The organism is Pseudomonas sp. NPDC078700, assembly GCF_044542375.1.
In the GTDB taxonomy this organism is placed as follows: domain Bacteria; phylum Pseudomonadota; class Gammaproteobacteria; order Pseudomonadales; family Pseudomonadaceae; genus Aquipseudomonas.
The window spans coordinates 255698-271166 of sequence record NZ_JBITUI010000003.1 but is presented as its reverse complement, the minus strand read 5'-3'; the positions used below and the strand labels follow the sequence as shown (position 1 = coordinate 271166).

The 15469-nt window shown below is 55.3% G+C and carries 16 protein-coding genes; 9 read left to right on the top strand and 7 right to left on the bottom strand.

Features of this window, described 5'->3' with window-relative positions; all coding sequences use genetic code 11:
* Positions 1-19 precede the first annotated feature (19 nt).
* Positions 20-1033 (top strand): AraC family transcriptional regulator, encoded by a 1014-nt coding sequence (locus ACIGCM_RS11590; RefSeq protein ID WP_397502206.1) that lies wholly within the window; start codon positions 20-22, stop codon positions 1031-1033.
* Between the two features lie 146 nt (positions 1034-1179).
* On the opposite strand, the gene ACIGCM_RS11585 is transcribed toward ACIGCM_RS11590, so the two are convergent.
* A complete protein-coding gene (locus ACIGCM_RS11585; protein ID WP_397502205.1) occupies positions 1180-2634 on the bottom strand; it encodes a TrkH family potassium uptake protein in 1455 nt (484 codons plus the stop codon).
* Between the two features lie 84 nt (positions 2635-2718).
* Positions 2719-4173 (bottom strand): TrkH family potassium uptake protein, encoded by a 1455-nt coding sequence (locus ACIGCM_RS11580; RefSeq protein WP_397502204.1) that lies wholly within the window; start codon positions 4171-4173, stop codon positions 2719-2721.
* A 309-nt stretch (positions 4174-4482) separates the two neighbouring features.
* Between ACIGCM_RS11580 and ACIGCM_RS11575 the strand changes: the two genes are divergently transcribed.
* Complete coding sequence (locus tag ACIGCM_RS11575; RefSeq protein ID WP_397502203.1) at positions 4483-4854, top strand: YkgJ family cysteine cluster protein; 372 nt, start codon at positions 4483-4485, stop codon at positions 4852-4854.
* Positions 4855-5286: 432 nt separating this feature from the next.
* Positions 5287-5847, top strand: coding sequence for a nitroreductase (locus tag ACIGCM_RS11570; RefSeq protein WP_397502202.1), 561 nt, complete (start codon positions 5287-5289; stop codon positions 5845-5847).
* A gap of 24 nt (positions 5848-5871) precedes the next feature.
* Here ACIGCM_RS11570 and ACIGCM_RS11565 read toward each other — a convergent pair whose 3' ends face one another.
* The 5 genes from ACIGCM_RS11565 to ACIGCM_RS11545 all read right to left on the bottom strand — a co-directional run bounded on the left by ACIGCM_RS11565 (position 5872) and on the right by ACIGCM_RS11545 (position 9314).
* Positions 5872-7200 carry an ATP-binding protein gene (locus ACIGCM_RS11565; protein ID WP_397502201.1) on the bottom strand — a complete coding sequence of 443 codons (1329 nt, stop codon included), beginning with the start codon at positions 7198-7200 and terminating at the stop codon, positions 5872-5874.
* Between the two features lie 96 nt (positions 7201-7296).
* Entirely contained in the window at positions 7297-7689 is a 393-nt protein-coding gene (locus ACIGCM_RS11560) for a Spy/CpxP family protein refolding chaperone (RefSeq protein ID WP_397502200.1), read from the bottom strand.
* A 117-nt stretch (positions 7690-7806) separates the two neighbouring features.
* Positions 7807-8490, bottom strand: a complete 684-nt coding sequence (locus ACIGCM_RS11555; RefSeq protein ID WP_397502199.1) for a response regulator transcription factor — start codon at positions 8488-8490, stop codon at positions 7807-7809.
* A gap of 76 nt (positions 8491-8566) precedes the next feature.
* The gene (locus tag ACIGCM_RS11550) at positions 8567-8950 is read right to left on the bottom strand and encodes a translation initiation factor 2 (RefSeq protein ID WP_397502198.1); all 384 of its coding nucleotides are present in this window, start codon (positions 8948-8950) and stop codon (positions 8567-8569) included.
* A gap of 64 nt (positions 8951-9014) precedes the next feature.
* On the bottom strand, positions 9015-9314 hold the full coding sequence (locus tag ACIGCM_RS11545; RefSeq protein ID WP_397502197.1) for a YciI family protein: 300 nt from the start codon (positions 9312-9314) through the stop codon (positions 9015-9017).
* Between the two features lie 177 nt (positions 9315-9491).
* Here ACIGCM_RS11545 and ACIGCM_RS11540 point away from each other — a divergent pair, with 177 nt between their 5' ends.
* From ACIGCM_RS11540 to rluB, 6 genes are all read left to right on the top strand, one after another.
* Positions 9492-10367 carry a PHP domain-containing protein gene (locus ACIGCM_RS11540; protein WP_397502196.1) on the top strand — a complete coding sequence of 292 codons (876 nt, stop codon included), beginning with the start codon at positions 9492-9494 and terminating at the stop codon, positions 10365-10367.
* A 1-nt stretch (position 10368) separates the two neighbouring features.
* Positions 10369-10995, top strand: coding sequence for an L-threonylcarbamoyladenylate synthase (locus ACIGCM_RS11535; protein WP_397502195.1), 627 nt, complete (start codon positions 10369-10371; stop codon positions 10993-10995).
* Between the two features lie 110 nt (positions 10996-11105).
* Positions 11106-12320 carry a tryptophan--tRNA ligase gene (locus ACIGCM_RS11530; protein WP_397502194.1) on the top strand — a complete coding sequence of 405 codons (1215 nt, stop codon included), beginning with the start codon at positions 11106-11108 and terminating at the stop codon, positions 12318-12320.
* Complete coding sequence (locus ACIGCM_RS11525; protein ID WP_397502193.1) at positions 12317-13159, top strand: segregation and condensation protein A; 843 nt, start codon at positions 12317-12319, stop codon at positions 13157-13159. Before ACIGCM_RS11530 ends, ACIGCM_RS11525 begins: the two co-directional genes overlap by 4 nt.
* The gene (gene scpB / locus ACIGCM_RS11520; RefSeq protein WP_397502192.1) at positions 13146-14096 is read left to right on the top strand and encodes an SMC-Scp complex subunit ScpB; all 951 of its coding nucleotides are present in this window, start codon (positions 13146-13148) and stop codon (positions 14094-14096) included. The genes ACIGCM_RS11525 and scpB overlap by 14 nt, the downstream gene beginning before the upstream one ends.
* Positions 14097-14252: 156 nt before the next feature.
* A complete protein-coding gene (gene rluB / locus ACIGCM_RS11515) occupies positions 14253-15401 on the top strand; it encodes a 23S rRNA pseudouridine(2605) synthase RluB (protein ID WP_397502191.1) in 1149 nt (382 codons plus the stop codon).
* Positions 15402-15469 lie beyond the last annotated feature (68 nt).

Here is a 15469-nt window from a genome sequence, read left to right as displayed (position 1 = left end):
CTCACAATAAGAAACCTCAATGACTGAGCGCACAACATCGTCCAACTGGGCTCTAGGTATCGTTCAAGCACTGGAAATGGGCGGTGTAGACTGCCGTACGATATTTCCTGAGCTGGGCCTCGATTACGCATTGCTCGAAGACCCTGACGCGAGGTTTCCGCAAGATGGCATGACTCGACTCTGGACCCGCGCTGTTGAATTGTCGGGAAACCCGGCGATTGGTTTGAACATGGCAAAAGTTGTGCGGCCAGCTTCATTCCATGTGGTGGGCTATGCCTTGATGTCGAGCAGTTCCCTCAAGGAAGGTCTGGCGCGGTTGGTTCGTTATCAGCGAATCATTGCCGAAGGTGCAGACCTGAGCTTCAGGCCAACCGCTGATGGCTATGAGCTGGTGCTGGCGATTCATGGCGACCGGCTACCGCCTGCGCGCCAGAGCGCAGAGGCATCATTGGCTTACGCGTTGGCTTTTTGCCGATGGATGACCGGTAAGTTGATCCGACCCCGCAGGATTCTCCTGCAAGGTGAGCCGCCTGCTGATATCGAGCCGTTTGAGCAAGTGTTCCAAGCGCCGTTGCAGTTCAATTCCAAGCATTACGCCTTGCTGTTTGAGCGCGCCGACATGGAAATGTCATTACCCACTGCCAACCCATCCTTGGCGCAATTGCATGATCGTTTTGCCGGTGAATATCTGGCGCGGTTTTCCGAAAGTCGGGTCACTCATCAGGCGCGACAAGTGATTTGCCGGTTGCTGCCGCAAGGTGAGCCGAAGCGTGAAGTGGTCGCGCAAAGCCTGCACATGTCGCAGCGCACCTTGCAGCGTCGCTTGCAAGAAGAAGGCACCAGCTTCCAGCAAGTGCTCGATGACACGCGCTGTGAGCTGTCAGAGCAGTACCTGGCACAGGCGAGCCTGACTTTGCTTGAGATCTCTTATTTATTGGGTTTTGCGGATCCGAGTAACTTCTTTCGCGCATTTCGCCGCTGGTTTGAATTAACTCCCAGCGAATACCGCGCCCGGCTTGGGGCCGGTGATTGATGCTTTTCTAGGGGGGCGGCGCTTTTTCGGCCACCATTATCACCGCACTCACCAGATAACTGAGTTCATCTTGAGCCTCGTGGTGTTTGATCCATGGTGGCCAAGCACGGAAACTTGCGTCTGCATACAGGCGGTGTGTTTTTGTATTAATGCCGCCAGAACGAAGGCATTAATACCACCATCACCGTCAGGATTTCCAAGCGGCCAAGCAACATGCCGCAGGTCAGAATCCACTTTGCAGTATCCGGCAAGCTGGAAAAATTGCCTGCGGGCCCAATGATTGGACCCATCCCCGGGCCGACGCCGGAGACCGTGCTGGCTGCTCCGCTCAGTGAGGTGATCCAGTCCAGGCCACATAGGCTCAAGCCCAGTGCCATCACCGCGATAGTGGTGGTGAAGAAGAATGAAAAGGTCAAGATCGAACGTACGATGTCTTCGTCGAGGCGGTGTCTGTTGTATTGCTGCTTGATCACCGCACGCGGGTGAACCAATTGTTTAAGGTTGGCTTTGAGCAGGATGTAGGCGACCTGGAAGCGGAATATTTTCAAGCCCCCGGCCGTTGAGCCCGAGCAGCCGCCGATAAAGCCAAGATAGAAAAACAGCATGCCCGCAAAGCCGCCCCAAAGCGTGTAATCCCCCAGGGCAAAACCGGTCGTGGAGATGATCGAGGTGGTATTGACTGCCACATGGCGGACCGCTTCGAGCCAATGTAAATCCGTGGTGAGTGCATACCAACTGCCGAGAATAATCCAGGTGCAGAGCAAGATACCCAGAAACCCACGCACCTGTTGATCGTAATACAGGGCGCGAAAATTACCGCGAAGGGTTGCGGCATAGAGCACAAACGGCAGGCTGCCGAGAATCATCAGCAGCACGGTAACCCAATGCACGGCGGGTTGTTGCCAGTGGCCAATTGAACTGTCTGAGGTGGAGAAACCGCCAGTGGCGATGGCTGACATGGTGTGGTTGATCGCATCAAACCAGCCCATGCCTGCGAGCCACAAGGCCACAACCCCAAAAATACTCAAGCCAACATAGGCCGCGACCATGTATTTGGCGACCATGTGCGAGCGCGGCATGATCTTGTCAGAGCGGTCAGATGATTCGGTCTGGAACAGGCGCATGCCACCAATGCGCAGCATTGGCAAAATGGCCACGGCCATGGCAATAAAACCAACGCCGCCAAGCCAGTGCAAGAGTGAGCGCCAAATCAAAATACCTGGCGACATACTGTCCAGGCCACTGAGAACAGTTGCCCCGGTCGCCGTTATGCCCGACATGCTTTCGAACAATGAATCAGTAACACTCATGTGTTGAGCAAAAATAAACGGCAGTGCGGCAAACAGGCAGACCATGACCCAGCTGGAGACCGTCAGCATATACATGTCACGTGGGCGCAGTTGGGTGATTTGTTGGCGACCTTGGGCAACGAGCACCAAGCCACTGATAAAGGTGACCAGGCTCGACCATAAAAATGAATTGATTTCGCCCGGACGCTCGAAAACCAGCAAGGTAATGACTGGCACGAGCATACTGACCGACAGGGTGATCAGGAACACGCCATTGATAAAGGCGAGAATGCGCAGTGTCGATTTAGACATCCAACTCAACCCCCCGCACTTATTATTAATTTCATTTTGGAACCTGCATCCTTGCGGCTCGTTTTGTATTTTAGTTGGCTGATATCAGTGACGCCAAAATGAGCGAGTGACCAATACCAATACCGTCAGAATTTCTAATCGGCCAAGCAGCATACCTAAGGTCAGTAACCACTTGGCGGCATCTGGCAGGCTGGCGAAATTTCCAGCAGGTCCAATAATAGGGCCTAACCCAGGACCAACGTTACACACTGCAGTGGCTGCGCCGGTCAGTGCGGTTATCCAGTCCAGGCCGAGTAAGGCTAAACCCAGTGCAATGACACCAATGGTGATGGTGAAAAAGAACGAAAAGGTAATCAGCGAGCGAACAATATCTTCATCGAGATTGTGGTTGTTGTATTGCTGTTTGATCACTGCTCGCGGATGAACAAGCTGCTGTAAGTTGGCGCGCAGCAACACGTAGGCCACTTGAAAACGGAAGATCTTCAAGCCGCCAGCGGTTGAGCCCGAGCAGCCACCGATAAAGGTCAGGTAGAAGAACAGCATGACCGCGAAACTGCCCCAGAGCGTATAGTCACCCAGTGCGAAGCCGGTGGTGGTGACCACTGAAGTCACGTTGACTGCAACGATGCGCACTGCATCCATCCAGCTGTAGTCAGAGTTGATCCACAGCCAAGTCCCGAAGACCAGCCAGGTCAAAACAAGAAACCCAATAAAGCCGTGAACCTGGTGATCACGGATCAGTGCGTGGCGGTTGCCACGAGCGGTGGCGACGTACAGGGTAAATGGCAGGCTGCCGGATATCATCATCAGGACAGCCACCCAGTGCACAGCAGGTTGGTCCCAATGGGCCAGTGATGAGTCTGAAGTTGAATAACCGCCGGTGGAGATGGATGTCATGGCATGGTTGATCGCCTCAAAGGGCGTCATGCCTGCGAGCCAGTAGGAGACACCGCCAAGCAGCGTCAGGCCCAGATACACCAGCAGAATGTATTTGGCAGCCATATGCGAGCGCGGCATGACTTTCTCGCCCCAGTCGGAAGACTCGGTCTGGAACAGGCGCATGCCACCGACGCGCAGCAGCGGCAGAATCGCCACCGCCATACCAATAAAGCCAATGCCGCCCAGCCATTGCAGCATTGATCGCCAGATAAGAAGCCCCGGGGATGCGGTGTCGAGCCCGCTGAGCACGGTCGAACCGGTGGTGGTAATACCCGACATGGTTTCAAAAAAGGCATCGGTGTAACTGATGTGGTGGATTTGCACCATTGGTAATGCCGCAAAAATGCACACCACAATCCAACTGCCAGTGGTCAGCAGGTACATATCGCGGGGGCGTAGCTGGGCGTTTTCAGGGCGTCCTGGAATGACCAGTGCAATACCCGCCACGGCAGTAATCAGGCTCGACCAGAGGAAGGGGTCGAGGTCATCGGTACGTCCGTATACCAGTAGCGTCAGCAGAGGAATCATCATGCTGAGCGCTAGCGTCAATAAAAAAATACCGAGGATGAAGCCAATTATTCGCAGTGTCGCCAAGGCCATATAGGGGGCTCAAGTGGTGGACAGACGGAAAGTCGCAAAGGGCGCCATTCTACGCGTGAGAAAAAAGCTGTAAACCAACTATTAACTTTGCTTTACAACGCCATCGGTATGCATAGAATAGCCGCCAGGTCAGGGTGTGTGAAAACGTCACGAACGAAGGCAAGACAAGGCTTTAACAGGCGAAAAAGCGCAGTTTAGGTGTTCTAAATGAGCATTTTTCGTCTGTTTATAACGCTGTATTGTCGAGTGCAGTAGTTTTTCACACAGTCTGAGGTGCCGGCCCTTGCCGGTTTCTGAGTTCTTATTATCATGTCTGAAACTAATCCTTGTTTAACGTGTGGCGCCTGCTGCGCGTATTTTCGTGTGTCTTTCTTTTGGGGCGAGTGCCAGTCTGCTGGTGGTACGGTGCCGGATGATCAAGTGGTATTGATTACTCCGCAACGTGTGGCCATGCGTGGTACAGAGCATAAACCAGCACGCTGCAACGCGCTGCTGGGTGATGTTGGCGAAGGCGTGCGTTGTACCTTGTATGAAAACCGCTCGAGTCCGTGCCGCGATTTTGAGGCTTCCTGGGCCAATGGTGAGCATAACCCGCGTTGTGATGATGCGCGAAAGGCTTACGGTTTGCCGCCGCTGACGCCGCCGGTTGCCCCGAGTGTGTCGCCGGATCGGGTGGCATAAAAACTAGGTTAAACCGCGAAATACTAGGGTGGTCGATGCTGTTTTCGGCCACCATTTTCGCTGCAAAAGCCCGTGCTATTGATCCAACCTCCACGGTGGTAAGTCTTGGTGGCCTTGCGTATGTGGGGTGATTGATGCTTTTGGGTGGTGGGCACTTTTTCGGCCACCATTTATCACCGCGCCCAGCAGATAACTGACTTCACCTTGAGCATTGCGGTGTTTGATCTGTGGTGGCCAAGCTTCGCGTTGACCACCCTACGACGGCTATCATTTCGGTCAGGGATTTTTGCGCGTTTGTTGATGAGTCATGCTGGACACGCTGCGCGTTTCGCACCTTAGGTTGGGTTATATCCGAGGATTTATCTCAGGTTTTTCCCACAGCGGTTGCCGCAGGCTCTAGAATTTAGCTTCATGTTCTACCTGAGGTGACCAATGGACGCGCTAGATGCACTTATAAACCGAGTTTCTGTTCCGCGCTTGAGCGAGCCTGCCCCGGATGCAGAACAGCGTGAGGTGTTGTTTCGTGCGGCACTGCGGGCCCCTGATCATGGGCAACTTCGGCCTTGGCGCTTTTTGACGGTTGAGGGTGATGCACGTCAGGCGTTGGGGGAGCTGTTTGCTGAGGCGCTAATGGCAGGTGATGCAGAGCCTAGCCCTGAGGCGCTCAATAAAGCCCGGGCGATGCCGCTGCGCGCGCCGTTGATGGTTGTGGTGATCGCCAGCGTGAAGGCGTCGCCAAAAGTCCCCGCGCAAGAGCAAATAATTGCCGCATCCTGCGCCGCTCATGGCATCTTACTGGCGGCGCATGCTCAAGGTATTGGTGCGGTCTGGCGTACGGGTGATATGGCCACCAACGCACATGTGGCTGCTGGCCTGGGGTTGTCCGCTAACGAGCAAGTCGTGGCGTACTTATACCTGGGCACCGCTGAGCGTGAGTTGCGTACTCCGCCGACGCTGAATGTCGAGGATTTCGTCAGTGCTTGGCCGCGCTAGCGGCTCAGCAACGGCTCAATAGCTTCAGGATTTTGCCTCAGCCTGAGTTGTGATTATCAAGCTGGCGCAAAAACCGCCTTGAGCATGATTATCCAATACCAGCTTGCCCCCATGGCGTTCCGCGGCGCGACGGGCAATGGCTAAACCCAGGCCATGACCTGCAGCGGTTTGGCCTGGCGCACGGAAAAACGGCTCGCCCAGTTGGTGCAGGTGCTGCTCATCAACCCCGGGGCCGTAGTCGCGTACGCTAATGATTACTGCGCCATCCTTCGGGTACGCCTTAACCTCAATCGGCATGCCTTGAGGGTTGAAACGCAAGGCGTTACGCAGCAGATTGTCGAGGGCGCGTTCAAGCATATTCGGCCAACCATCAAGGCTAATGCCGGGTGCGATATTGATATCGACCTGCTGTTCGGGTGCGGTGATGTGCACGTACTCGACTAATTTTTGCAGCACTTCTTCAAGCTTGACTGGTTGGACAGCACCCAAGTTGGCATCCAGGCGGGCGAGTTCGAGAATCTCACTGATCAGCGCTTCAAGGCGATCACACTCTTTTGTCAGGCGCGGCCACAGCTTCTCACGCTCCTGTGGTTCGGCGCGTTCGGCCAGTGCTATGGCAATGCGCAGGCGTGCCAAAGGTGAACGCAGTTCGTGGGAGACGTCACGCAATAACTGACGTTGACTGCCGATAAGGCCTTGTAAACGTGAACCCATCCGGTTGAAGTCAGTTGCCAGCAGGCCCAGTTCATCGCGGCGTTTGGACAGGTGTGCCAAGCTGTTTTGTTGGTAGCTGGTTTGCCCCAGGTCATGCACCGCGCCACGTAAACGATTCAGGGGGCGGGTTATCGATAGGGTCAGTAGCAGGCTGAATACGGTTAAGACCACCAGTGCAATAACCAATGCGCTGATCGGCCAGAGCAGGCTGTCACGGTGCCAGCCGTTAAGAACCTGATAGGGTATGCGGTAAATGAATAAATAGGTTTTGTCAGTCGTTGGGCTGACGTATTCGGTGGTCAGGCGACGCCAGGGCAGGCGCTTGTTCTTCTGGCGTGACTCAAAGGCTTCGGCACGCGGTGGAAACGTACCGGGTACCAGATGCTGGCCGTTTTCCCCCAGCACCTGCACATCTACTTGATATTGATCTTTGTGCTGCCTGAGGAATGCCTGTGCGGCCTGTTTGCCTGCGCTCTCATAGCGCTCGGTCCAGGTTTCGGCGAGCCCTTGCAGGGCAGGGGTGTTGTTGAGAATCCAACTGTCCTGATTCAGTGCTCGGCCAAGTAGCATCGACAGGCCAGCAACCAAGGCGATGGCCAGCCAGAAACTCGCAAAAATGCGCCAGAACAATGACCGCACGGGGTTCTCCTAGATGCAGTCAAGCCCGAGAGCAAAAAGCTGTCGGGCTTAACAATTAAGTGATCAGCCTCGCCAAGGAGGCTGTGTTCAGGCTAGTTACTCGGTTTTAGCCTTCATTTTTTCAGCGCGAAGCGCTTCCATCTTCTTCAGGTGCTCATCAAACTTGGTTTGCTGCTCTGGAGTCAGTAGGTTACGCATTGCTGCCTGCTGCTTGTCGAAAGAGGCTTTCAGCTCAGCCTTCATGGCTTGTTGCTCTTTTTCTGGCAGTTTTTCCAAGTAGCGCTTGGTGATGTCGTGGCGGGTTTTCATCTGTTCGCCCATCAGTTTGCGCATGTCTTGGCGCTGTTCTTTGTTCAGGTCCAAATCTTTGAACATGTGTGCACCGCGGTGACCAGGGCCTTTACCGTCATGGTGAGCGCCGTCTGTTGCAGCCATGGCCAGTGTAGGCAGAGTCAGGGCGAGTAATACTGCAGTTAATGTCTTGCGCATGATGTATCTCCTAATCTCAAGGCCGGTTCGTTACCGGATGAGCTCAGTTTATGCGGGGCTTGGTCAAGCGCGGTCAGCGAATGGTAAAGGCAGCGTAAAGATCAGGAGCGCGCTAATTTACTCGCTGTAGTAATAGCCGCGACTGCGCAAGGCCATGATGCGGGGGCGGCCGTCTGGGTGCGGGCCTATCTTCTTGCGTAAGTTGCTGACATGCATGTCGAGGCTGCGGTCATAGAGCGTGAGTTTGCGACCCAAGGCCAGTTGCGCCAGATCTTGCTTATCAACCGGTTCGCCCGGTTGATTCAACAAGGCTTCAAGCACTTTGCTTTCTGAGAGTGTCAGCAGTACCTCAGTCTCACCAATGTTGACGACGCCGCGCGCAGGGCTGTGTTGCAGGTCGCCCAACGACTGTTGCTGCGGTGTTGATGCTGTTGCAGTGGTGCTTCGGCGCAACACAGCACGCAAGCGGGCGGTCAACTCACGAGGGTCGCAGGGTTTGGCCAAGTAATCATCGGCACCCAACTCAAGGCCCAGGATACGGTCAAGTGGCTCCCCTCGCGCAGAGAGCATCAGCACCGGAAGTTCGGCATGCTCGCTGCGTAATTGTTTGAGCAGCTCAAGGCCGCTGCCATCCGGCAGCATCACGTCTAGCACCACAGCATCTGGAGCTGAATGACTCAGGGCCTGGCGAGCCTGCTGGCCGTTATGGCAAGCGGTCACTTCAAAGCCTTCCTGGGTAAGCCAGTGGCTCAGCAGTTCACAAAGCTCGATGTCATCATCGATGAGTAGCAGTTGGCTCATGTTGATTGGGGTCTGTTCTCGTTTCGTTCACGGTCGCGCCTTACCTGCTGTTGTGCAGGGTAAGGCACGAGACACATTAATTCGTCCATTCACGGCGGCGACGCCGGCTACCACGCAGAAGTGCACCAATGATAACGCCCAGCAGGCCAGAGCCAGCTCCGACCGCAAACCATTGCTGGCGTTCACTGATCAACGGTGGCGGCGTTTGAGCCTGGGCTGTTTTAAGTTGCAGTTTCAGCCGCTGGTTATCCTGGCGCAGGCGTTGCAACTGAATGCTTTCGCGCTCTGCACTCTGCTCTTGTAATTGCGCATTGAGCTGCACGCGCTGGTCTTCACTCAAGGCGAGGCGTTGCTCCAATGCATCTATCCTAGCTTGCGCCGTTTCAGGTTCGGGCTCTGCCCGCAGAGCAGTCGGTAGTAAACATATGGCAAGCAGCAAGGTAAGCTTAGTAGGGCGCATTGGAGCTCCTTTGTCCTACTCTAATAGTTTGTTCTGAGTTGGCGCGTGCTTGGCAACGTGGTGCTTAGGGCAGCACCAGCTTGAAGGGTTTAACCACGACGCGGGCATACACCCCGGCTGCTTTATAAGGGTCGGCATTGGCCCAGTCTTGCGCGGCGCTTAGAGAGTCAAATTCAGCTACGATTAAACTGCCGGAGAAGCCTGCACTGCCCGGATCGTTGCTATCAATTGCTGGGTGCGGACCGGCGAGAATGAGTCGGCCTTCTGCTTTAAGTTGCTCCAAGCGGGCAAGGTGCGCAGGGCGTGATGACATGCGGTTTTCCAGGGAGTTTTCGACATCAGTGGCGATAATGGCGTAGAGCATTTCAGTCCTTATTCCGTAATGGGCGCAGCGGCCGTAAACATAAGTGCAGATTGAGTCAATTATACAGCGTTGAATCAGCACTTCTGGGCTTATAAAACAGCTGTTTGCGACTCAAGTCAGCAAGAATCTGCATCTGTCGGCATAATATCAACCATAAATTACTGAGATAGTGCCCATATGGATGTTGATTTACATTGTCACAGCACTGCATCCGACGGCGCACTTGCGCCGGCAGTGGTTGTGGCGCGGGCACATGAACGCGGAGTCAAACTCCTGGCATTGACCGATCACGACACGATTGAAGGCCTTGATGAGGCTCGTATTGCAGCTCAAGAGCACGATATGCAGCTGGTCAATGGCATCGAGCTGTCTTGTATGTGGGGCGGTGCGACTATTCATGTGTTGGGTTATGCCTTTGCCAGCGATGCGCCGGCGTTGAATAAAGCCATTGAAGCGCTTCACCATGGCCGCTGGCTGCGGGCAGCAGAAATTGGTCAGCGCCTTGAGGCCAAAGGTATGCCGGGAGCGCTTGAGGGCGCCCGGGCTATCCAGCAAGAGTTGGGCGATAGTGGTAATGCGCCAGCCCGGCCTCATTTCGCCGAATTTATGGTGCGGGCGGGGTATGTCAAAGATCGTGCTGAGGCATTTCGTAAATGGCTTGGTTCAGGCAAGTTGGGCGATGTGAAGCAGCATTGGCCGGCCCTGGATGATGCTGTGGCGACATTAAAACAAGCCGATGCATGGATTAGTCTGGCGCACCCGTGGCAGTACGACTTTACTCGTAGTAAGCGCCGCCGTTTGGTCGCTGCATTTTCAGAGGCAGGCGGGCACGCGCTTGAGGTGTGTAATGGCATGCAGCCGGCTGAGCAAGTTGGAGGCTTAGCCATATTGGCCCGAGAGTTTGATCTGCTGGTCAGCGCTGGCAGTGATTTTCATGCCCCGGGCAACTGGTCAGAGCTGGGTATGTACCGTCCCGTCCCTGAAGACCTTTCGCCACTATGGACGCGTTTTAAGCATGTCCAACATTCAGCAGCCTTACGAGCAGGGAGCTAACGTGAGTCAATTTTTCCAGGTTCACCCGGAAAACCCTCAGTCGCGCCTGATAAAACAGGCGGCGGAGATCATCCGGGGTGGTGGCGTCGCGGTCTACCCGACTGACTCTTCCTATGCCATAGGCTGCCGTTTGGGTGACAAAAATGCGCTGGAGCGCATCAGGCGCTTGCGCCAATTGGATGACAAACACAACTTCACGCTGGTCTGCCGTGATCTGTCGCAGCTGAGCACCTTCGCCAAGGTTGATACAAGTGCTTTTCGTCTACTCAAGACCCATACGCCTGGGCCTTATACCTTCATTCTCAATGCGACCCGTGAAGTACCACGCATTATGTTGCACGCTAAGCGCAGAACCATCGGCCTACGGGTCCCGAGCCATCCGATTGCTCAGTCATTGCTTGAGGAATTGGGTGAGCCGATCATGAGCGTCAGCCTGATCATGCCGGATGAAACACTGCCCATGAGCGACCCCTATGAAATGCGCTCACTGCTTGAGCATCATGTGGACTTGATCATTGATGGCGGTTTTGGTGGTTTGGCGGCTTCTACCGTCGTCAATCTGGCGGATGATGAGCCGAAAGTGGTGCGGGTGGGCTGCGGCGATCCGGAACCCTTTGAAAATCTTTGAAGCATTAATCGGCGTGTGATGCAGGCTGAAAATTCGATGCTTTAACAGGCTGTCGTTAAGCGCTGTGTCTTGCTAATGTCTGTGTAATTGCTTTTAGCGGGAAACCCGGTTTGAACCTTGTAGATTCTGAGCGGCGGGTACTTTCAGGTATGCGCCCAAGCGGCCAATTGCACATTGGCCATTACCACGGTGTCCTAAAAAACTGGGTCCAGCTGCAACACAGCTATGACTGCTTTTTTTGCATCGTCGATTGGCATGCACTGACCACTGATTACGAAGATGTCAGCCAGTTGTCCAAGCATGTGCTGGATATGGCGGTTGATTGGCTGGCCTGCGGCCTGAGCCCAAGCTCGACAACCTTGTTTATTCAGTCGCAGGTGCCGGAGCATGCTGAGCTTCATCTTTTGCTGTCGATGCTCTGCCCACTGAGCTGGCTGGAGCGTGTGCCATCCTACAAAGAGTTGCAGGATCAACACCAGGGACGCGATCTGGCGACCTATGGCTTCCTGGGTTATCCATTGCTGCAAGCCGCTGACATTCTGCTTTACCGCGCAGGTGTTGTGCCGGTGGGCTCAGACCAACTGGCGCATATTGAATTTGTCCGCGATGTGGCGCGGCGATTTAATCACCTGTATGGACGGGAACCCGGTTTTGAGGCCAAAGCTGAGGCGGCAATCCTCAAACTCGGCAAAAAGAATGCAAAGCTCTACAACCACCTGCGCCAGGCTTACCAAGAGCAGGGCGACAGTGAGGCGTTGGACACCGCACGGGCATTGCTTAAAGAGTTGCAGAACGTCACGCTGGGCGACAAAGAGCGTTTGTTCGGTTATTTGGAAGGCGCTGGCAAGCTGCTGTTGCCCGAGCCACAAGCGATGCTGAGTGATGCGCCACGTTTGACTGGGTTGGACGGCGGCAAAATGTCCAAGTCGCACAACAACGCGATTTACCTGCGCGAATCCGAAGCGCAGGTGGAAGAGAAAATTAAACGCATGCCAACGGATCCCGCCCGTGTACACCGCAATGACCCTGGTGAACCTGCGCGTTGTCCGGTGTGGCCGCTCCACAAGCTGTATTCGAGTGAAAGCACCTGTGATTGGGTGCAGCAAGGTTGCACCAGTGCGGGTATTGGCTGCCTGGAGTGCAAGCAGCCGCTGATTGAATCGGTGCAGCAGGATTTGCAGCCCATCCAGCTGCGCGCCGCTGACTATGAAGATAATCCCGATGTAGTGCGCGGCATCCTTGCCAGCGGTGCAGAGCGTGCCCGTGATGAAGCGCGCGACACCCTGGTCGAAGTGCGTCAGGCGCTTGGCATGAACTACCGATGAGCCAAGCCACGCCAGAGATCCTTGACGATCAGGCCAACGCCCAGCAAGAACTGCAGTTTGCCAAGGTCTATGGCGAGGCACTGACTGAGTTGCCGCTGGACTTATATATACCGCCAGATGCACTCGAAGTCTTTCTTGAGGCTTTTGAAGGCCCGCTGGACCTGTTGCTTTACCTGATCCGTAAGCAAAATATTGATGTGCTGGATATTCCCGTTGCGGAAATCACACGGCAATACATGGGTTACGTTGAGCTGATGCACACCGTGCGTTTGGAGTTGGCTGCTGAGTACTTGGTAATGGCTGCAATGCTGGCTGAGATCAAGTCACGCATGCTGCTGCCGCGCTCTGCCAGTGTTGATGAGGAAGAAGACGATCCCCGCGCCGAACTGATCCGTCGCCTGCAAGAGTATGAGCGTTACAAGGCCGCCGCCGAAGGCTTGGATATTATCCCGCGGGTTGGCCGCGACCTGACAGTGCCACGTCTGGATGCGCCGCAAGCCAAAGCGCGCAAGCTGTTACCGGATGTCAGTCTGGAAGAATTGCTCTTGTCGATGGCTGATGTGTTGCGCCGCGCCGATATGTTTGAGAGCCATCAAGTGACCCGTGAAACCCTCTCGACCCGTGAGCGCATGAGTGATGTACTGGAGCGGCTCAAAGGCGGTGAGTTCGTGCCTTTTGTCGGTTTGTTTCTGGCCGAAGAAGGGCGCTTAGGCGTAGTGGTGACCTTTATGGCGGTGCTTGAGTTGATCAAGGAATCGCTGGCTGAGTTAGTGCAAAATGAGCCCTATGGCCCAATTCACGTCCGGGCGCGAGCTGAGCAAATAAATGAATTTGAATGAACCTCAAGACTTAGCCACCTTGCTTGAAGCTTTCTTGCTGGCTTCGGGCAAGCCGCAATCGCTCGAACGCCTTTATGAGTTGTTTGAGGAAGCTGAGCGCCCAGATCCCGCTGTGTTCAAGAAAGCCATCGAGGTGTTGCGCAAAGCCTGTAAAGGTCGCGCGGTCGAACTGGTTGAAGTGGCTACCGGCTACCGGCTGCAAGTGCGAGAGAAATTTGCGCCCTGGGTTGGGCGTTTGTGGGAAGAGCGCCCGCAGCGCTATTCACGGGCCATGCTCGAAACCCTGGCGCTGGTCGCCTACCGGCAACCCATTACCCGTGGTGAAATCGAAGACGTTCGCGGCGTTGCAGTGAATAGCAATATTGTTAAAACACTGCTTGAGCGTGAGTGGATTCGAGTGGTCGGTTACCGCGATGTGCCGGGCAAGCCAGCCATGCTGGCAACCACCAAGCTGTTCCTCGATCACTTCAACTTGAAAAGCCTTGATCAACTGCCGCCTTTGGCTGATTTGCGAGAGCTGGAGTCAGCTGTCGAGCCAGAGCCCGAGTTCGTGGGCTATGCCGAGGGCGAAGCGCCTGTGCCGGCTAGCTTGCAAGCCCGTGCAGACCTGGCGTTGGCGGGTGAGGAAGGCGAAGTCGAAACCGAGAGTCCGTCTGAGAAAATCCTTGAAGAAACCAGCTTTAGCAGTCTGTTGGCCGAGCTGGATAATATGGAACAAGGCCTCAAAACCGACTTTGATGACCTTGAGCCGCTGCCTGCAGATGAGCCCTTAGCCGATGTGCAAGCGCCCGAGGATCAAGCGGTTGATGTGCCTGTCGAGCAGGTTCCGGCAGATGTGCCACACTATGATCCTGTCCAAGCAGAGCTGGACGAAGAAGCCGAAGCTGAACGCGCCTTGCAGGCGGCCATTGCCGATGAGCTTAGCGGCCGTTATTAATCGGGACTGACACGCGAAGCTTGTCCACCAAGCGCAGTGACGTTTCCACGGATTCTGGCGGACAAAAATGCGTTGTCCGCCCTACGTTGGGCGCGTATGATGCGCGCCCTCGACGAGATGTCGTCCTATCACAGAGAAACACCGGGAGGTGCCCAGATGAGTGAAGAAATTGAACAAATAAGCCCTGCAGGCGAAAAACTGCAGAAAGTCCTGGCGCGTATGGGTTTGGCCTCACGTCGTGAGATCGAAACCTGGATCGGCGCAGGCCGTGTCAAGGTCAATGGCGTTGCAGCCAGCTTGGGACAGCGTGTTGATTTGCACGATGCCATTGCCATTGATGGCAAGGTCATCAAGCGCGAAGAGGCTGCCGAGTCCCAGCGTCGTGTGTTGATCTACAACAAGCCCGACGGCGAAATCTGCACCCGTGACGACCCTGAAGGCCGTCCTACCGTATTTGATCGTTTGCCGCGCCCGAAAGAAGGCCGCTGGATCAATATTGGCCGCCTGGACATCAACACCACCGGCTTGCTGATGTTCACCACCGACGGTGAATTGGCCAACCGTTTGATGCACCCTTCCTATCAGATGGACCGCGAGTACGCCGTGCGTGTACGGGGTGAAGTCGATGAAGAGATGATCGAACGCTTGAAGGCTGGCGTCATGCTTGAAGATGGCCCGGCCAAATTTACCGACATCAAAGAAGCACCGGGCGGCGAAGGTTATAACCACTGGTATCACTGCGTGGTGATGGAAGGCCGTAATCGTGAAGTGCGTCGGCTGTGGGAGTCCCAGGGTTTGGTGGTTAGCCGCTTGAAGCGCGTGCGTTTCGGCCCGGTATTTATGACCTCCGACCTGACCATGGGCCGCTGGCGTGAAATGGGTCAGCGCGAAGTTGATATTCTCAGTGAAGAAGTCGGCCTCAAGCCTGTAGCCTTGCCCGATATGAAAGAAAAGGCGCGTGATAAGCTGGATCGTCAACAGCGTAAGTCAGCCAAGCCAGTCGGTCGAGGCGAGCGCTCGGCGCGTACCTTGCGCCCAGCGCATGGTGGCCCGGCTGACGGCGACGTACGTTCTGGTCGTGGTTCACGTGATCAGTCGCGCGGTGGTGCGGGCAAGTCCTCTGCAGTTGCTGAGCGTCCAAGCGACGTCAGAAAGCAGAGCACCTCGGGCAAGCCGCGCACAGAGTCAGCCGAACGTGGTGGGCGTAAGCCTGCAGCTGCGCCGGCTAAGCGTCGCAGTACACCTGCAGCTGAAGGTCAGCGTCCAGGCTTTGGTCGTGGACGTAAGCCCGAGCCAAAGGCATAAGCCTCTAGCGCGTAGAAAAGGGTCGCCTGGTGCGACCCTTTTTGCATTTTGTGGGTTGCGCTAAGGAT